The 17,468-nt window shown below is 56.6% G+C and carries 17 protein-coding genes; 13 read left to right on the forward strand and 4 right to left on the reverse strand.

What is annotated here, in order from left to right; translation table 11 throughout:
* Window position 1: 1 nt before the first annotated feature.
* The gene (gene trbJ / locus NFU04_RS06235; RefSeq protein WP_251308657.1) at window positions 2-751 is read right to left on the reverse strand and encodes a P-type conjugative transfer protein TrbJ; all 750 of its coding nucleotides are present in this window, start codon (window positions 749-751) and stop codon (window positions 2-4) included.
* Window positions 748-969, reverse strand: a complete 222-nt coding sequence (locus NFU04_RS06240; protein WP_251308658.1) for a TraK family protein — start codon at window positions 967-969, stop codon at window positions 748-750. The genes trbJ and NFU04_RS06240 overlap by 4 nt, the downstream gene beginning before the upstream one ends.
* Window positions 970-1,428: 459 nt before the next feature.
* Between NFU04_RS06240 and NFU04_RS06245 the strand changes: the two genes are divergently transcribed.
* The 12 genes from NFU04_RS06245 (at window position 1,429) to NFU04_RS06300 (ending at window position 12,555) form a co-directional block, all read left to right on the forward strand.
* Entirely contained in the window at window positions 1,429-1,776 is a 348-nt protein-coding gene (locus tag NFU04_RS06245; RefSeq protein WP_251308659.1) for a plasmid mobilization protein, read from the forward strand.
* A 324-nt stretch (window positions 1,777-2,100) separates the two neighbouring features.
* Complete coding sequence (locus tag NFU04_RS06250; protein ID WP_251308660.1) at window positions 2,101-4,491, forward strand: DNA/RNA helicase domain-containing protein; 2,391 nt, start codon at window positions 2,101-2,103, stop codon at window positions 4,489-4,491.
* A gap of 107 nt (window positions 4,492-4,598) precedes the next feature.
* Window positions 4,599-4,955 carry a nucleotide pyrophosphohydrolase gene (locus tag NFU04_RS06255; RefSeq protein ID WP_043527825.1) on the forward strand — a complete coding sequence of 119 codons (357 nt, stop codon included), beginning with the start codon at window positions 4,599-4,601 and terminating at the stop codon, window positions 4,953-4,955.
* 8 nt (window positions 4,956-4,963) lie between these two features.
* On the forward strand, window positions 4,964-5,179 hold the full coding sequence (locus NFU04_RS06260) for a hypothetical protein (protein WP_251308661.1): 216 nt from the start codon (window positions 4,964-4,966) through the stop codon (window positions 5,177-5,179).
* The gene (locus tag NFU04_RS06265; protein WP_285835126.1) at window positions 5,176-5,952 is read left to right on the forward strand and encodes a type IV toxin-antitoxin system AbiEi family antitoxin domain-containing protein; all 777 of its coding nucleotides are present in this window, start codon (window positions 5,176-5,178) and stop codon (window positions 5,950-5,952) included. Before NFU04_RS06260 ends, NFU04_RS06265 begins: the two co-directional genes overlap by 4 nt.
* A complete protein-coding gene (locus tag NFU04_RS06270) occupies window positions 5,942-6,862 on the forward strand; it encodes a nucleotidyl transferase AbiEii/AbiGii toxin family protein (protein WP_251308663.1) in 921 nt (306 codons plus the stop codon). Before NFU04_RS06265 ends, NFU04_RS06270 begins: the two co-directional genes overlap by 11 nt.
* Before the next feature lie 100 nt (window positions 6,863-6,962).
* Window positions 6,963-7,121, forward strand: coding sequence for a hypothetical protein (locus NFU04_RS06275; protein ID WP_251308664.1), 159 nt, complete (start codon window positions 6,963-6,965; stop codon window positions 7,119-7,121).
* A 74-nt stretch (window positions 7,122-7,195) separates the two neighbouring features.
* Window positions 7,196-8,980 (forward strand): KAP family P-loop NTPase fold protein, encoded by a 1,785-nt coding sequence (locus tag NFU04_RS06280; protein ID WP_251308665.1) that lies wholly within the window; start codon window positions 7,196-7,198, stop codon window positions 8,978-8,980.
* Between the two features lie 230 nt (window positions 8,981-9,210).
* Entirely contained in the window at window positions 9,211-9,732 is a 522-nt protein-coding gene (locus NFU04_RS06285) for a hypothetical protein (protein WP_251308666.1), read from the forward strand.
* Window positions 9,729-11,033 (forward strand): Qat anti-phage system QueC-like protein QatC, encoded by a 1,305-nt coding sequence (gene qatC / locus NFU04_RS06290; RefSeq protein ID WP_251308667.1) that lies wholly within the window; start codon window positions 9,729-9,731, stop codon window positions 11,031-11,033. Before NFU04_RS06285 ends, qatC begins: the two co-directional genes overlap by 4 nt.
* Window positions 11,030-11,767: a Qat anti-phage system TatD family nuclease QatD gene (gene qatD / locus NFU04_RS06295; protein ID WP_251308668.1), complete on the forward strand. Its 738-nt coding sequence runs from the start codon at window positions 11,030-11,032 to the stop codon at window positions 11,765-11,767. Before qatC ends, qatD begins: the two co-directional genes overlap by 4 nt.
* A gap of 329 nt (window positions 11,768-12,096) precedes the next feature.
* Window positions 12,097-12,555 carry a hypothetical protein gene (locus NFU04_RS06300; RefSeq protein WP_251308669.1) on the forward strand — a complete coding sequence of 153 codons (459 nt, stop codon included), beginning with the start codon at window positions 12,097-12,099 and terminating at the stop codon, window positions 12,553-12,555.
* Window positions 12,556-13,076: 521 nt separating this feature from the next.
* Here NFU04_RS06300 and NFU04_RS06305 read toward each other — a convergent pair.
* Window positions 13,077-14,030: a DMT family transporter gene (locus NFU04_RS06305; protein ID WP_251308670.1), complete on the reverse strand. Its 954-nt coding sequence runs from the start codon at window positions 14,028-14,030 to the stop codon at window positions 13,077-13,079.
* Between the two features lie 298 nt (window positions 14,031-14,328).
* On the opposite strand from NFU04_RS06305, the gene ada reads away from it, so the two are divergent.
* Window positions 14,329-15,441: a bifunctional DNA-binding transcriptional regulator/O6-methylguanine-DNA methyltransferase Ada gene (gene ada, locus NFU04_RS06310; protein ID WP_251308671.1), complete on the forward strand. Its 1,113-nt coding sequence runs from the start codon at window positions 14,329-14,331 to the stop codon at window positions 15,439-15,441.
* A 76-nt stretch (window positions 15,442-15,517) separates the two neighbouring features.
* Here ada and NFU04_RS06315 read toward each other — a convergent pair whose 3' ends face one another.
* Window positions 15,518-17,404 (reverse strand): methyl-accepting chemotaxis protein, encoded by a 1,887-nt coding sequence (locus tag NFU04_RS06315; protein ID WP_251308672.1) that lies wholly within the window; start codon window positions 17,402-17,404, stop codon window positions 15,518-15,520.
* Window positions 17,405-17,468: the final 64 nt, after the last annotated feature.

Genomic DNA, 17,468 nt, shown 5'->3' on the forward strand with positions numbered 1-17,468 from the left:
CTCAAAATAGATCGCCGGCGTGGATAGGCTGTTGACTATCGGGGTCGTTGTCGCGTGGCGCAGTGGCGCGATGCCAGGCCGAGTCGTCTTCCGCCTGACGATCTACCTGTCCGCCTACATGCGAGGCCTGAAGCTGAATTTGCGCCATCTGAAGTTGCCGAAGCTTCTGAAGTTGCTCCACTTGCAGTGAGGCGATCGCACCACCGGCTTCCAGTAACTGCCTTTCGCCTCTAGCGCTTTCTATTTGTTGTTCAATCGCCCTTAATGCGGAGTCCTCACGCGAAAATTGTGCGGCCTGCAGGCCAGCCGCTCGAAGAGCGCCCCGCACGCTATCGTGGTTCGTCTGTGACCACTCCCTGTAACGGACCGCATAGTCCTCATGGCTCCCTTGGTTGTTTTGGGCGTAATAGTCGAAATCTCTATATTCTCGCTGGTAGTCTTCATCTACCTGGCCTGAGCTGTAGGCAATGGCTCGGCCGGTGGCGACGATGTCAGCAAGATCTTGAAGATCGGAAAGTGCCTGTTGCTTGATATGCTCAGGGAGGCTGAGAAAATTTTCGTACATGATTTCATATTGGCGGATGGTATATGCAAGATTTTCAGCCTCGCTGATGGCAACATCAATTAGCTCCGCATTGTTGAGAAGCTGAGTAGGTTCAGTCGCTCCGGTGAATCCGCCTCCTCCTGATACAGCTGGACTGGATTGAGCGGTGAGAAATATGAAGGTTAGTGCGGTGGCAAGTTTTCTCATGACTCACTACTCCCGATTAGCTTCCTAATGTAAACAGTGAATTGATTGTATTTAATTGGCATCTCACCTTTTTTGTGAAGGTGCTCCCAGATGTCTATGGCGTTGTATCCATTGTCTAATGCTTCCTTAATTTCCTCCTTGTGTTTGAGAAAAGCATACCGTCCATGCGTTTTGGACTTCTCTTCTCTCCTCTTCTTTAAACCTTCGATCAGGTCCATGTCGATTATTCCTGGGCTACAGGTGTGATGTGGTGTTGGTTTGCCTGGATTCATTTTTTTGATTGGTTTTTGTGTCGTTGTCAAGGGCGGCTTTGTTTAAAGAGAAGTTTGGCGAAGTTTGCCGCATTTTGTGTGTATTATGATTCCTGAGATGTGTGTTTTGGTGCAGTAAAACAGTGGCGACTACTCAGTTTGAATATTTTGATGCATGACCAATGGAACATGGTGCAGGGGTTATGCAATGCATTGATTATGCGTTTCGATGTGGACATAGTGAGCATCGTTGTAGCCGTGTTGCAGCGAGGGAGGCGGGCAGGATGTGTATTTGCTATACCGCCGCAAGCGTCGATCTAGCAAATACCCACAACTTACTCGCCTGTCGGCTCGACGCATCCTGCTCTCCGAGGGTGTTGCTGTCGCAGCCAGCGGCTACCGCCGCATTAGCAAAGGATAAAGGACATGGGTAACGAAACCAGAAAGAGAACCGCGCATATCATGGTCCGGGTTAGTCCTGATGAAAAAGAAGCGATTGCACAGGCGGCAGCCAAGTGTGATTTTAAAGTGCCTGCTTATTTGCGGGAATTAGGATTAGGTTATGCTCCAAAAAGTACCGTTGATGCACAGGTGTTTGAACGGTTGGCAAAGCTTCATGGTGATTTAGGCCGCATGGGTGGTCTTTTAAAAATGTGGCTAGCTGATGGCTCCCAGTCTGCCTACGGAAAGCATCTCGGGGTACCAGGGTTAGTTAATAGAATAGACGAGCTGCAACGAGAAATTGGAGAAGTAGCTAGAAATTTGTCTTTCTGAAGTAATCCAGAACTGAGCTGCTTGCTTATTCATGCAGATTTATGTCCATGAACCTGCTCCCGGATGAATTTCTGTAGAAGCACCCTGACTGACAACAGAGAATATCTCCTATGGTTTAGTTTTTATCCGGGACCCTACATGTAAGGGAAATGTCAGTACGGTTGCCTGCCTTGAGCGAGTATGGATCAGTTGGCTCCTTGAACCGACTGTGGCTGGCACATGAGCTTCAGGTGATGTCATAGCAGACAATAGCGTGCATAATGACCAAATTTATGCACTTATGAAAAATCATAATTATCTGTTTGAAAAGGGAGTTTTGAGGGTATGTTGGTCTACAGCGCCACCAAGCAGCAGTTCATCGACGATGTACGAGCCAACGTCATCACCGACGCCATCGAGAACGAGGTGGCACGCAGGCTGAACCGCAACTCGCCGCGCAGCGAGGTGGCGTCGTGGGAGAACTCCCTGCGCTTCATGATGAGCGTTCTGCTCGACGAGGGCATTCCCGCATCGGCGGGAGTGGCCATCGAGTACAACATTCCGCTGACCAATCGCCGCGTGGACTTCATCCTGACCGGCAAGAACCACCAGCGGGACGATGCGGCGGTCATCGTGGAACTGAAACAGTGGCAGTCCGTCGAGGTGACGAAGAAGGACGCCATCGTTCGCACCCAGCTGGGCGGCGGCGTACGCGAGACCAACCATCCGTCGTATCAGGCGTGGTCCTATGGCGCGCTAATCGAGGACTACAACGAGACAGTACGCTCCGAGTCGATCCGTCTGGTGCCCTGTGCCTACTTGCACAACATGAAGCAGGGGAACGCCATCAATGATCCCTTCTACGAGCACCACACGCGCCGTGCCCCGGTCTTCATCTCGCAGGATGCCTTGAAGCTCTCGGCGTTTCTGAGCCAGCACATCAAGTACGGCGACAGCAACAACATCATGTATCGCATCGAGCATGGTGTGATCAAGCCGAGCAAGAACCTGGCGGATGCCCTGTCCTCGATGATGCAGGGCAACGCCGAGTTCCTGATGATCGACGACCAGAAGCTGGTTTATGAAACCGCCATCGATCTTGCGCATCGCGCAGGCAGCGGCAACAAGCAGTGCCTGATCGTCAAGGGCGGGCCGGGTACCGGCAAGTCGGTGGTGGCCATCAACCTGCTGGTGGAGCTGACGAAGCGCGAGATGATGACACAGTACGTCTCGCGCAACTCGGCCCCTCGTGAGGTCTTCAAGAAGAAGCTGACCGGCACGCGCAAGAAGACGCACATCGACAACCTGTTCAAGGGCTCGGGCAGCTACGTCAACGCCGAGCCGGATACCTTCCATGCGCTGATCGTCGATGAAGCGCACCGGCTGAACGAAAAGTCCGGCATGTATCAGAACCTGGGGGAGAGCCAGATCAAGGAAGTGATCGCCGCGTCACGCTTTTCGATCTTCTTCATCGATGAAGCGCAGCGCGTAACGCTGAAGGACGTCGGTACGGTCGAGGAGATCCGGCGGCGTGCGGCCGAGTGCGGCGCCGATGTTCACGAGCTCGAGCTGGCGTCGCAGTTTCGCTGCAACGGCTCAGACGGCTATCTAGCCTGGCTCGATCACGCCCTTCAGATTCGCACCACGGCCAACACCGACCTGGAGGACATCGACTACGACTTCCAGGTGTTCGATGACCCGAGTGCCATGCGCCGGGCGATTCTCGATAAGAACCGCAAGGCCAACAAGGCACGCATGGTGGCGGGCTACTGCTGGCCCTGGGCGAGCAAGAAGGACAAGCAGGCCATGGACATCGTGTTTCCCGAACATGACTTCGCGGCCCAGTGGAACCTCGATGACGACGGCATGCTGTGGGCCATCGCCGATGGATCAGCAGAGCAGGTCGGCTGCATCCACACCTGTCAGGGGCTCGAATTCGACTACGTCGGCGTCATCATCGGGGACGACTTCGTGATTCGTGACGGCCGCGTGGTGACGGACGCGGCCAAGCGGGCAGGGCAGGACCGCTCGGTGCATGGCTACAAGAAACTGCTCAAGGAGCAGCCAGAGCATGCCCGTGCCCTGGCGGACCAGATCATCAAGAACACCTATCGCACGCTGATGACGCGGGGCCAGAAGGGTTGTTACGTCTATGCCACGGACCCCGAGACCCGTGAGTACTTCGCGGCCTTCGCTCGTTCACAGGCAGCCACCGAGCATACCGATCTGGCTGAAGAGGCCGAGACGCTGGATGGCTTGCACCTTCCCATCGTGACGCGTGATCAGGCCGCGCCGTTCGAGCGCCATGTGCCCGTGTACGACTTGAGCATCGCCGCCGGTGAGTTCAGCGAGATGCAGATCGCCGACGCCGAGCACTGGGTCGAGCTGCCGGACGTCATGCGTGCGAGCCCCGATCTGTTCGTCAGCCGGGTAGTGGGGGAGTCGATGAACCGGCGCATCCCCAACGGCGCCTGGTGCCTGTTCCGTGCCAACCCCGGCGGCACGCGGCAGGGCAAGGTCGTCGTGGTGCAGCATCGCGCCATCGAGGACCCGGACCATGGTGGCAGCTTCACGATCAAGCTCTATCAGAGCGAGAAGATCGAGGAGTACGGTGAGTTCGTGAACCAGCGTATCGTGCTAAAACCCCAGACCAACGCCTTCGGCTACAAGGACATCGTGCTCGAGGACGAGCTTGAGGACCTGAAGGTCATCGGTGAATTCCTCTCCGTGCTGTGAACGAGTGGGCGGCCGGATGGTCGCCTATGCCGATGCCGACTGGATAGCGGGCGGCAGAGCAGGCATGCTCACCGCTATCCGATACCACAGAACCAGGTGAGCACTAGATGTCAGATCCGTTCAAGCAGCTCCGCGACGCCATGGACCAGTTCGCCACCGAGCGCGACTGGGACCAGTTTCACTCGCCCAAGAACCTGGCCATGGCGCTGACGGTGGAGGCAGCTGAACTGCAGGAGTGCTTCCAGTGGCTGACCGAGGCGCAGTCCAGGGAGCTGGATGAGCAGCAACTAGCCGCCGTGCGCGATGAAATTGCTGATGTTCAGCTCTACCTGATCCGGCTGGCGGGCAAGTTGGACGTGGATATCGAAGCGGCTTGCCGGGCGAAGATGGAGAAGAATGCGGAGAAATATCCCGCCGACCAAGTGAAGGGAAGTGCGAAAAAGTACACGCACTATCAGGATTGACGTGACGTGTGGCCGCTTTGTCCTCTGCAGCGGCCTTCTCAGCCTGGCTTCGTCCCTCAAGCTTCCTCTCGCTGAATTCAGGCTCAATCAAGGTCGGAGATTCAGCTATCGGTTTAAATTCTGCTCTAAAAGCGGCCATTAATGGCGATTTTGGGTTTGAAGATAAACCAATGTGGTTTATTCTTCACTCTGATGACGGAATTTTTGGCCGCTTTCTTACGTGAAAATAAACCAGCTGCTGCACAAGATCCCATATGGTGCCGTCGTGACGACCGCCTGGCTGGCGTCACACGGCGTCACTTCAGATCAGGCACGTAAGCTGGCCAGTAGTGGCTGGCTGCAACGCGTGGGGCACGGCGCCTACTGCCAAGCGGGGGAGCCTCTTACCTGGGAGAGCGCTGTCTTCGCCCTGCAGACGAGCGACGACACGGGCTTACCACCGCTTTGGCCGGGTGGCCAGACGGCCCTGGCACTGCATGGCTTTGCCCACTATCTGCCCATGGGGGAGAGCACAACGCATCTGTATGGCAAGGAAACCGTTCGGCTGCCCCGGTGGTTGAGTGATGCCGAATGGACAGGGCGGATGGTGCTCCACTCCGAAAAGGGCCTGCCGTTGCAGCTTCCCGGCAGCTTCACGGACTACGCGCCGGATGGCAGGGCCTTCAGCTTGCAGGTATCGACCCCCGAGCGAGCGGTCCTGGAGTGGATCGCCGTGACGCCGAATGAGCTGCTGTTCAGCAGTGAGCTGGTGGATACCTTCGGCGGGCTCAATACGCTGCGTCCGCGACGGCTGCAGGCATTGCTGGAGGGATGCCGTTCGGTGAGAACCAAGCGGGCCTTCCTGGTGCTGGCTCGCCACGCCGGGCATGTGTGGTACGGTCGCCTGGAACCTCGTCGACTGGACCTCGGCAAAGGTAAGCGGCAGCTCTGCCAGGGCGGCAAGCTAGACAGGGAATATCACGTGACGGTGCCGGAGGCGTTCCTGCATGCCGATTGAAGCTCGCTACCACGAACAGGTCAGGCTATTGGTCTCGCTGCTGCCGTTTCTCAATGACGAGCCGTGCTTCGCCCTCAAGGGCGGCACGGCCATCAACCTCTTCGTGCAGCCATTACCTCGTCTATCGGTCGACATCGACCTGGCCTACCTGCCGCTGGAGCCCCGTGACGAAGCACTACGACGTTGCCGCGAGGCGCTGCAGCGACTGGCAGAGACTTTCAGCGCCCGACTGCCAGACGTGCGAGCCGAGCTTCAGGATAATCGCCGAGACGAGCTGAGGATCCTGGTGCGCCGGGGGCGTAGCCAGGTGAAGGTGGAGGTATCGCCAGTACTGCGTGGCACCCTGCACCCGCCCCAGGAGCGCGATGTCGTCGAAGCCGTAGAGGACGAGTACGGCTTTGCTGCGGTGCGGGTGGTATCACTACCAGACCTCTATGGTGGCAAGATCTGCGCCGCGCTGGATCGCCAGCACCCCAGGGACCTTTTCGATGTGAAGCTTCTGCTGAACCAGGGCAGCCTGGATCGAAGCGTATTCGAAGGCTTCCTGGTCTATCTGCTGGGGCACCCGAGGCCCTTGAACGAAGTGATCAACCCACGGCTGAAAGCGTTGGATGATGTCTACCGACAGGAGTTTGTCGGGATGGCCAGGGTTGACCTTCCACTGCAGGAGCTGGAGAGCGCCCGCGATGAGCTGCTGTCGCGGCTGGGGCAGCTGACGAAGGATGAAGATGTTCGCTTTCTTCTGTCCTTCAAGCAGGGGGCCCCTGACTGGGCGCTGCTTCCGCTGTCGGGGGTGGATCGGCTGCCTGCCGTGCGCTGGAAGCTCGCCAACATCCAGAAGATGGGGGCTGACAAGCACCGTCAGTCACTGGAGCTGTTGGAGCAGGCCTTGGGCAGGCTTCGCCAATGATGCGGCGTGTCCTGGCGGTTTAACGGCTTAAGTCGACTTCTCCTTATATCTTTTAAGAGCTAGGCTGTTACGCATAATTACGCCAGGCGCAGGGGATGACATGGCGAACAGCAGGGAAGCTCAGTTCCAGTGGGACATCACCAAGACCATGACGGCCCATGGCCGGAAGGCCGGCACGGCCGGCGGCTACGACCTTAAGGGGGAGGACGTCAGCGAGCTGGAGCTGACTCACTACCTGCTCTCCAAGCGGGTCAGGTAAGGCTCCATCAAGATCAGTAAAGTTAGTTCAGGCGAGGCTCACGGCACCCGATAGTTTAAATACGGATAGATGATATGTGGTCAGATCAAGAATCTGAGAAAGACTACCTAAATTTTGGCGAAGTATCTCAACTCGCAGTCGATATCCTCACAGCCGAAGGCATGTTGCCAGTCTCAGTTGGTGTGTTTGGAAACTGGGGAGCCGGTAAGTCTTCACTTTTGAAGCTGATCGAAAAGGAGCTCAAACAAGAAGAGAAGAAATGGATTGTCATAAAGTTTGATGCCTGGATGTATCAAGGATATGACGATGCTCGGGCTGCCCTACTGGAAGTAATCGCGTCGGCTCTAACAGATGCTGCAAATGGAAATGCTAGTTTAGCCAAGAAAACTGAAAAGCTACTTGCTCGGGTCGACGGTTTTCGGGCAATGGGGCTTTTGGTCGAAGGAGCAGCCATGCTCGCTGGAGTCCCTACTGGAGGAGTGCTTAATCGAAGCGTTGGCGCAATAGGGAATGCTTTAGATGGTGTTCAAAATCAAGAAGAATATGAAGGCCTTACGGAAACAGTTCAGGAGACGAGGGAGAAGGCAAGAGGATTATTGAGGCCTGAGAAAAAAAAGAGTCCGCCTCAACAGATCGATGAATTTAGGAAAGAATACGGGGAAATTCTGGAAGAGCTTGGAAAGCCTCTGGTGGTAGTTATTGATAATCTAGATCGATGTCTGCCTATCAACGCGATCCACACGCTTGAAGCAATTCGGTTATTCCTTTTCCTGACCAATACAGCCTTTATCATAGCAGCCGATGAGGAGATGATACGCTCCTCGGTCGCTGACTATTTTAAAGGGGCATCAGACCGGCACCAAATAGACTACCTAGATAAACTTATTCAAGTTCCGATCCGCGTGCCCAAAGCCGGGGTGCGTGAAATCCGCTCTTACCTTTTTATGCTGTATGCTATTGATCATGGCCTGCCTGAGGAGAAGCTAGGTAAGCTTCGGGACGGGTTGGAAAAGTCACTACAGCAGTCTTGGAAAGAGGATCCAATTTCTCGTCAGGATGCGCTGGTGTTAACAGAAGAACCAGAGGAAGGCGACTTGGCTACAGCGTTCGCTCGGGCAGACCGTATTGCGCTGGTACTGGCTAACTCCCCCATCATTCAAGGTAATCCAAGAATTGTAAAACGACTTTTGAATGTTGTAAAAATGCGATCAAAGATTGCACGGCGCCGCTCAATGCCCTTAGACGAAGCTATTATCACCAAGCTGGTAATATTTGAGCGGTGTGTTGGGGTTGAAGCAACAGCTGACTTCTATCGATTAGTGGATGCTGAACAGGGGGCTCCTACGCTGATCGGGCAGCTAGAAGAAAACGGAGGGAAGTTACCATCTGATGCGCCAAAAACGTGGACGGACAATCCTACCACCAAATCTTTCATCAGCGAATGGGCCCAGCTCGAACCCCGTCTTGGTGGAGTCGATCTGAGGGCGGCGATTTATCTATCTCGTGAGACTATGCCAATTGGTGCATATGTGGTGGGTCTATCCCCTGCAGGGCGAGAAGTATTGGATGCGCTAGTGGTTATGAAGAATACCAGCTCGCCAACAGCAGAAAATTTATTAAATCACCTTCCTCTAGAAGAGCAGGTGCCGGTAATGGAAGGGGTCATCAGTCATCTTAGACAGGTGTCCGACTGGTCTCGGAAGCCCAAAGGATTTTCAGGAGCCTGTCTACTGGCTCGCCACTCGGCTTCCGGGGCCAAAATCCTAGTTCGTTTTCTGCAGGAGTTAGAGCTGGGCGATAAGCGCCCGCCTTGGATGACTGCAGCGTTAAAAGAAGAGAAATGGCATAGGGACATTTAATGGGGACTTCACAATCCAGCACCGGTCCAGGCGGTGGTTCACCGCTGGTACCACCTTGGGCAGATGACCAATCACAACAACCTTTACCCTCTCCACAAGCTCGTAGATTCGCGCCATTTCGCGAATCCTTGGGTAATGCTGTGTCAAGCGGCGATCGAGGAGAGCTCAGGAGAGCTGTTGGCCATTACGCACGAAAAGCGTCAGGAGGTAGCAGTAGCGCAGCTAGACGAATGGGTAGTACCACCCAGGCGGGAGCTGGACTCTTTGGTGCTCTGGCAGGAGTTCCTGCTGGCCCTGGCGAAGCTACTGTAGATCTGGCCAGTTTGGCTGGTATGCCATGTGAACTAGCAATTTCTGCTATTTCCCGTGCACTTTCTACTGAAGATGGGGACTCAGAAAAAATCTGTGCCGCAATGAATCATGCCCTGTCTGAGGCCTTGGATGGCGTAGATGTTTTCGATCCCCAATGCATCACCGATGATGTTATTGCTGATACCATGATTGGGTATCTAGCGGAAAGTATTTTTCTGCAGATGGTGATGGACTCTAATAAAGCCTGGAACAAAGCGGATACTCCTTCTCAAGCTATACGCGCCGAGATAGAGCTCAGAGAGCTGGTCAAGGTCGTGGTTGATAAGCATATGGCACCAAAGCTGTCAGGGAATGTTCGGTCATTTACACGGCAACAGATGGCTCAGGTTGAACGTCAGGCTATCATAGACTCATGGAAGGAGTGGGAGAGTTACCAATGACAAAGTTAGTATTTAACCATAATCACCAGCTTCTTCCTTCCGCGAGCGATGATTTGTTGCCTGTGCAACTGTATGGCCTTAGTGGTCAAGAGCGTGGTGATATATCTGTAATAGGTAACCCAGCCGTCGAAAAGGTTAAGCGACTAGGTGTGCAGGTCTCCAGTCAGGTCATAGATTTACTCACCATTGCACTTTCGGTAACAGCCGCGGACACCTTTGTTCGGCGAGAAGACGCGGAAGATGGTTGGACTCGCCAGTTTTCCCTCCAACTGCCACTTCATGAACCTACCCGATGGCAACCACTAAAAATGGAGTTGGAGCGAGCGCTTCACTTTCTCAGTGGTGACATATGGGACTTTGACTTTATGGATGGTGGCTTCCCTCCACCGGAACCGTACCTTCAGCGAGATCGGTTTAAGTTGGTTCCGCTCAGAGGGATTGACTGTGTAAGCCTGTTTTCTGGTGGGTTGGATTCAGCCATCGGTGCCATTGATCTACTTTCTCAAGGGCGGTCTCCGCTACTAGTAAGCCATTCTTATAAAGGGGATAAATCGCATCAAGATAAAGTCGCTGATCAGCTTAAAGGACGATATTCAAGATTTGAGATAAATGCAGATCCACACCTGTGCTCTGGTGAAACGGATATTACTATGCGGACGCGAAGCTTTAACTTTCTTGCGTTTGCCGCTGTCGGGGCCTGTGCTGTTCAGGCTGTTTCTCAGCAAGATAAAGTTGATCTTTTCGTTCCAGAAAATGGGTTTATTTCGTTGAACGCCCCATTGACACCAAGGCGTATTGGTACGCTGAGTACCCGCACCACTCATCCACATTTTATTCAGAGCATCCAGAATCTCTTTGATGCTGCGGGTATACCATGTCGAATCATAAACCCGTATCAATTTCAAACGAAAGGTCAAATGACTTCTGGATGTCAAAATAGAAAGCTGCTAGAGAATGTCGTGGATAGTACGGTATCATGTAGCCATTGGAAGCGATCCAATCAGCAGTGTGGCACATGCGTCCCCTGCATAATTCGAAGGTCTGCAGTTTTTTCTGGTGGAATTAATGAGGGTGTGAAGTACACCTACGACTCTGTAGCTGATGTCATGAATGAGGCTGATCGAAGGGATGATCTCCTTGCCTTATCTATTGCAAATGCGCGAAAAGAAACTCGTAAAATAGGTCAGTGGATTACGGAAAGTGGGCCTCTTCCCGCTAATGATTTCGGAAGCTATAAGCAAGTCTTTTTGGATGGGTTGGATGAGGTTGATGTGTTCTTAAAAGCTGAGGGAGTCCTGTGAGCATTGACATGCATTGCCACCTCGACCTTTATCCTGAACCATTCAAGGTGGTCGAGGAGTGTAGAAGAAGGGGGACTTACGTGCTTTCAGTGACAACAACGCCAAAAGCATGGGATGGTACCCGTAAGCTTGCCGAGGATTGTCAACGGATTCGTACAGCGCTAGGCCTACATCCACAAATTGCCCATCAAAGGAAGCATGAAATAGATCTATTCGATGCCTTGCTTCCGAGTGCGAATTATGTAGGGGAAGTTGGGCTCGACGGAGGGAAGGAATTTAAGACTCATTGGGAGGCTCAGCTAAAGGTATTCCGGCACATACTCTGTAGTGTGAATCGTGTTGGCGGGCGAATTATGACAATCCACAGTCGAGCCAGTGTATCTGCTGTTTTGGATGAATTGGATGGTTTTGACGGAATTCCTATATTGCACTGGTTTACAGGAACGCCGAGCCAACTGAGAAGGGCTATAGATATGGGGTGTTGGTTTTCCATTAACCCGCCTATGCTAGAAACGAGAAAAGGCTATGACCTTGCTTCAATGATCCCAGTTGATCGTGTTTTGACAGAAACTGATGGACCGTTCGCCAAAATTTCAGGAAGTCTTTTGTTTCCATGGGATACGAGTTTAGTGGTCAAAAAGATGGCATTAATTTGGAGGTGTAACGTAAGTGAGGCGGAAAGATTGATAAGTAATAACTTTAAGCGGCTTTTGATGAATAATCATTGTGGCTAAAAAAATTGTGAGAAAAGGTTTGTATCTTGCCAGCCTTATCCATAAAGCATGCCTCGATAGTGGCTAAAGTTATATTATGAAATGTTTGATGTATGCTTATAGGCAGATGACAAAAGTTAGGTTGCACTTTGAAGTTGTTTTGTCAGCTTGACGGTCCAAGGTGGTCGTGTAAGTGAATCTAATATGCGTGATTTTTGTGTAACATAGTGCCGTCGATAAAAAGGTTCTTTAAATGAATGGATTGGAGGGGATGTGCACGCATGATCATTCGTTCAAGTGAGAAAGCGATTGTGCTTTTTAATACTCATTATGCAGATTAAGGAAGTGTTTTGGACTTTAACGATCTTTCGTTCGATGAGCTTGATCAGCACGCAATGGAGCAGCTTGTTTTCGACGAAGGCGAAATGGCTCCTATTCTGAAAGGCCATATATTTATAGAGAAAGTTCTTGAGACTCTGCTCTCAAATAATTTATCTAGTCCAGCGGCATTCTTAAAGCGGCCTCGCTCGTTTGACCTAAAATGTGACTTGGTGCTTGCGATGGGGCTGATCGACGAAAAGCACTATTCCGCGTTTAAAAAAATTAATAGAATTAGGAATAATTTCGCTCATAAGCATGACTACTCTGTTTCAGTTGAAGAAATTAGCGGTATGAAGTTTGAGTGGGAAGGTGCCCAAGATCAAGCTTTTCAAGTTGCCTGCAGTAAAGGGCCTGGAGAAGCAGTAAAGATTGCGACTCTATTTCTTTGCTGGAAGGCTATTCGCTTGATCAAGAATCCCAGCGTATAACCAATCTTTAATTTCGGAAATGTTCAGAATATTAACAAACACTGATTCCCAGATAGTTGGCGATCATGGCCTAAGAATGATTTATAGCAAGGTTGTCAGCGGGACGCCAAAAGGGTACACCAGCGGTACACACACCAGCTTCGTGTGCTATCCTTAACCTTCGCTAACCTACTGATTCTAAAGAACTGTACCTTTCGCTCGATTACGGCTGCTTTTCCTTATGTGTCAGTAACTTATTGTTTTAAAAGCGAACTCATAATCCCTTGGTCGCTGGTTCGAGTCCAGCTGGGCCCACCAAGAATCAAGCACTTACGTTTCGCTTTTCCCTTCCGTTCGCTGTTCTTCGCGGTACCTGTCTAGATGTCGGGTCCCGTATGCCCCGACCGTGGTGACCCTGGAGCGCTTGATCGTCTCGGCCCTCCGGGAAACGTAGTTGCAACTCGCTATTGCCAGGGTCGGGTTTAGCGGAGCCGAGGCTGGGTATTGTTGGGTGCCTCCTGCCATCCTGGTAAGACGCCAGCCTACGAGTCTGCTCGCCGGGCCTTCCTACGTGAGTAGGCCACGCTTCGGAGCCACCGCCACGGCCGGCCGTCGATGGACACCAGCCCGAGGCCGATAAGCCCCATGCCGGCCAGATGGCGCCACTCCAGCCGCTCGCCCAGCACGACTATCCCCAGCAGAATGGCGCTGGCCGGGATCAGGAACGTGACCAGCAGCAGGTTCGTCGCCCCCGCGCTCGCCAGCAGGCGGAAATAGATCAGGTACGCCAGGGCGGTCGAGAACAGGGCCAGGCCGACCACCGCCGACCAGGTGGCTGGCCCTGGCCAGGGCGCTTGCCAGAAGCGCTCCACCCCCAGGGCCAAGGGCATCAGCACCAGCGCCGAGGCCGTGACCTGGCCACAGGCGGCCACCAGGGGCGAGCAGCCCAGCCGGCGAAAGCGGCGCCCGAAGACCCCGGCAAAGGCATAAGAGAGGGCGCCGGCCAGCACCGCCAGCTGTGCCCATGAGTGGCTGACGGTACCCGCGTGAACCTCGCTGCCCAGCATGTACACCACTCCGGCGAAGCCGATGGCCACGCCCAGGAGGCGGCCTGGGGTGAGAGGCTCGTCGCGGGTGAGGACGTGCGCCACGATGAGGGTGAAAAAAGGCGTGGTGGCGTTGAGAATCGATGCCAAGCCACTGGCGATATGCCCCTGTCCCCAGGCGATCAGGCTGAAGGGAATCATGTTGTTGAGCAGGCCCATGCCGAAGAAGGCGGCCCATAGCCCCGGGTCGAGTGGCATGCGCTGGCCCCGCAGGAGAATCCAGGCGTTCAGCGCCACGGCGGCCAGGCCCACTCGCAGGGCCACGATGGTGAGTGGCCCGAGGTCCTCGACGGCCACCCCCACGAAAAAGAACGAGCCGCCCCACAGCATCGACAAGCTCAGCAATAACGCCCACTCCATGGGCCCCATGGTTCGATCGATCGTCTTCATCGCGACTACTCCGGTCGGGGAAACCCTAGCAGCCTAGGTCAGTGAAGCGATGAGGAAACTTCGCTTCTTGCCCTGGAACTCGACGAGGAGGTCGTGCGACTCACTGTCTTGTTGGGGCCCTCCACTGACGGTCGCTATCGGCGTGGTAGAGTGGAGAGGGTCGAGGCCGTCACGCGAGCAAGCCTCGCCACCCGGCGCGCGTGAGTTCGCTTTGAAAGCAAGCGGCGGAGTGTGCCAGTCGCCGTCGGGGCGCATCCTGCACTCATGGAGATTGCCGCAGCCTCTGCAGGAGCCCGCCATGAACGAGACATCCGACGATTCCCTCCTACGCTTCGCTTCCGATGCGGCCAAATGGGCCGCGGTACTGGCCCGCGACGCCGCCGCGGACGATGCCTTCGTCTATGCCGTGCGCACCACCGGGATCTATTGCCGCCCCACCTGCCCATCGCGCCGGCCGCGCCGCGAAAACGCCGAGTTCCATGCCGATGCGGCCGCCGCCGAGGAGGCGGGGTACCGGCCCTGTCAGCGCTGTCGTCCCCAGGAGGCCACCTCCTTGGCCCATCGGCACGCCCAGTGCGTCGCCAGGGCCTGCCGTCTTATCGAAGACGGCGAAGCGCTGCCATCGCTCGACGAACTGGCCCGGGTGGCGGGGCTGAGTCGGTTCCACTTCCATCGTGTCTTCAAGTCGGTCACCGGGCTCACGCCCAGGGCCTACGCGACCGCTTGCCGGGCGGATCGTGTGCGCCAGGCACTGACGCAGCAAGAGACGGTCACCGATGCGATCTATGAGGCGGGCTTCAATTCCAGCGGGCGCTTCTATGCCGGTGCCGAACGCATGCTGGGCATGACCCCCAAGCGGTACCGCGAGGGAGGCAAGGGCATGGAGATTCAGTTCGCCCTGGGAGAATGCTCGCTGGGCACGATACTGGTGGCGACCAGCGAAAAGGGCATCTGTGCCATTTCTCTGGGCAGCGATCCCGAGCGGCTGTTGCAGGCGTTCCAGGAGCAGTTCGCCAATGCCCACCTGATCCCCGGGGGCAAGCGCTTCGACGCCTGGGTGGCCAAGGTGGTGGCGTTCGTCGAGGCGCCGGGGGTCGGACTGTCACTGCCGCTGGATATTCGTGGGACCGCCTTTCAGCAGCGCGTCTGGCAGGCGCTGACCGAGATTCCCGTCGGCAGCACGATCAGCTATGCGGCGTTGGCGGCGCGGATCGGCTCTCCCAAGGCGGTACGTGCCGTGGCGAGGGCCTGCGCCTCCAACCCCCTGGCGCTTGCCATTCCCTGCCACCGGGTCGTGCGCAGCGACGGGGCGCTCTCCGGCTACCGGTGGGGCGTGGAGAGAAAGCGCACCCTGCTCGAGCGCGAGGCGGCAGAAGCAGGGGGCGCCAGGCGGGCGGGGGACGACGAATAAGGAGGCGCCATCGCCGGAGAGCGACGGTGCCCGACCTGCATGTCGCCGCCTGCGATCCTTCGCCGGCTGCCTAGGGCTATGCCAGCGCCGGAAGGCGTTGGCTTTGCCGTGGTTCGTCCTTGAGCGTGAAGCTGCCGACCAGTTCTGCGAGGCGGTCGGCCTGTTCGCGCAGTTGCTCGGCGGCGGCGGTGGATTCTTCCGCCAGCGAGGCGTTCTGCTGGGTCATGCGATCGAGTTCGGCCACGGCGATAGTGACCTGGCCGATGCCATCGCTCTGCTCGGTGGTGGCGTGGCTGATCTCGCCCAGCATGCCCGCCACGCGGTTCACCACCTCGACCAGGTCGTGCATGGCGCCGCCGGCGTCGCGCACCAGGCGGGTACCGCCCCGGACCTTCTCGCCGGAGGCGTCGATCAGGCCGCGGATATCCCGTGAGGCCTGGGCGCTGCGGGTGGCGAGCTGGCGTACCTCGTTCGCCACCACGGCGAAGCCCTTGCCGCTCTCGCCGGCGCGGGCCGCTTCCACCGAGGCGTTGAGCGCCAGCAGGTTGGTCTGGAAGGCGATGTCGTCCATGACCTTGATGATGTCGCCGATCCGCTCGGAGGCGTGCTGGATCTCGCCCATGGTGGTCACCACCCGGGAGACGGTGTCGCCGGTGCCTTGGGCCAGCTCGGCGGCGGATTGCGAGAGCCGGTTGGCCTCGCCGGACGAGGCCGAGGTGTGCGCCACCGTGCCGGTGATCTGCTCCATGGAGGCCGAGGTCTGCTGCAGGCTGGAGGCCGCCTGGTCGGTGCGTCGCGCCATGTCCCGGCCGCCGCTGGCGATCTCCTGGGCGGCGTGGCGCACGGCGTCGCTGCTGCTCCTGACCCGGGCCAGCACGTCATGCATCTTGTCGGCGAAGGCGTTGAACTGAATGGCGAGCTCGCTCGCTTCGTCCCGGCCCTGCACGGGGAGGCGCAGGGTCAGGTCGCCATCGCCGGCGGCGATCTCGCCCATGGCCTCCGCGGTGCGTCGAATGGGGCGGAACAGCGCGCGCAGCAGCAGGGCCAGGCTCGCCAGGCTCGCCAGCATGACCAGGGCCACGATCAGGATGACCAGCAGCACCGCCCGGTTGAGGTCGGCGAACAGCTCGCCCCGCGGTATCTGGGCGAAGACGACCCAGTCGGTGCCGGGCACGTCGATGGCCGCGACCAGTTGCTCGGCGCCCTGCGCGTCGCTGAGGGTGGCATCGCGATAGCCGGTCCCCGCCAGCAACTCGGTGGCCCGGGTCTCCCAGCCGGGCAGTTCCGCCACCGGCCGATCGGCCATGGCGGCGCCGTCGGGGTGCACGCTGATCCGGCCATCCCGGTTCGCCAGGAACACCATGCCGGACTCGCCGAGCCGGTAGTCGCCGATCGTCTCGGCCATGGCGTCCAGGGTGTAGCCGACCCCGGCGATCCCCACGCGCTCGCCGTCCAGTTCGATCACGTGGTTGATAAAGACCTTTAGCTCGCCGCCCTCGGCATCGATATCCAGGGTGTACTCGGGGGCATCGGCCCCCTCGACCAGGCGATAGAACCAGGCGTCCTGGTCCCGGTTCAGGGTGCGGGCGATGCCCTCGGCGGTGTAGTAGTTGCCGCTGAGCGCCGACACATAGAAGACGGTATTGGCTCCGGTGCGCTCTTGCAGCCGCGCGAGGTGAGCCACGGCGCGCTCGCCTTCCGCCCGGGACTCGCCCCGGGCCAGCCACTCCCGCAGATAGCCGTTATCGGCCAGGCCCCGGGCCGTGGTGATCGGCCCGGTCAGGGTGGCGTCGATGTCGTTGCGAATGCTTTCGAGTCTGGCCGGCAGCTCGGCGCCGGTGACCCGCTCGGTGATCAGGTCGCTGAACAGCTGATACTGAATGGCGGTCACCCCGCCGACGATCAGCAGCATGCTCAGGCCGATGCCGATCAGCAGTTTCTTGGCAATCGTCAGGTGCTTCATTGTTATTCCCCTGGCTGGCGCACCCTCGGGGCGGATGCGCTTGTATTGACCAATTGGTCAGTAC

Origin of the sequence: Halomonas sp. NCCP-2165 (genome assembly GCF_023708045.1) — a bacterium.
Lineage (GTDB): Bacteria > Pseudomonadota > Gammaproteobacteria > Pseudomonadales > Halomonadaceae > Bisbaumannia > Bisbaumannia pacifica.

Excerpts from the sequence above, each read along its gene's own strand:
- NFU04_RS06305 (WP_251308670.1), bottom strand. The coding sequence starts at position 14,030 with ATGAAGACGATCGATCGAACCATGGGGCCCATGGAGTGGGCGTTATTG.
- NFU04_RS06250 (WP_251308660.1), top strand. The coding sequence starts at position 2,101 with ATGTTGGTCTACAGCGCCACCAAGCAGCAGTTCATCGACGATGTACGA.
- ada (WP_251308671.1), top strand. The coding sequence starts at position 14,329 with ATGAACGAGACATCCGACGATTCCCTCCTACGCTTCGCTTCCGATGCG.
- NFU04_RS06245 (WP_251308659.1), top strand. The coding sequence starts at position 1,429 with ATGGGTAACGAAACCAGAAAGAGAACCGCGCATATCATGGTCCGGGTT.
- NFU04_RS06315 (WP_251308672.1), bottom strand. The coding sequence starts at position 17,404 with ATGAAGCACCTGACGATTGCCAAGAAACTGCTGATCGGCATCGGCCTG.
- trbJ (WP_251308657.1), bottom strand. The coding sequence starts at position 751 with ATGAGAAAACTTGCCACCGCACTAACCTTCATATTTCTCACCGCTCAA.
- NFU04_RS06285 (WP_251308666.1), top strand. The coding sequence starts at position 9,211 with ATGGGTAGTACCACCCAGGCGGGAGCTGGACTCTTTGGTGCTCTGGCA.
- NFU04_RS06275 (WP_251308664.1), top strand. The coding sequence starts at position 6,963 with ATGGCGAACAGCAGGGAAGCTCAGTTCCAGTGGGACATCACCAAGACC.
- qatC (WP_251308667.1), top strand. The coding sequence starts at position 9,729 with ATGACAAAGTTAGTATTTAACCATAATCACCAGCTTCTTCCTTCCGCG.
- NFU04_RS06270 (WP_251308663.1), top strand. The coding sequence starts at position 5,942 with ATGCCGATTGAAGCTCGCTACCACGAACAGGTCAGGCTATTGGTCTCG.
- NFU04_RS06280 (WP_251308665.1), top strand. The coding sequence starts at position 7,196 with ATGTGGTCAGATCAAGAATCTGAGAAAGACTACCTAAATTTTGGCGAA.
- NFU04_RS06240 (WP_251308658.1), bottom strand. The coding sequence starts at position 969 with ATGGACCTGATCGAAGGTTTAAAGAAGAGGAGAGAAGAGAAGTCCAAA.
- NFU04_RS06255 (WP_043527825.1), top strand. The coding sequence starts at position 4,599 with ATGTCAGATCCGTTCAAGCAGCTCCGCGACGCCATGGACCAGTTCGCC.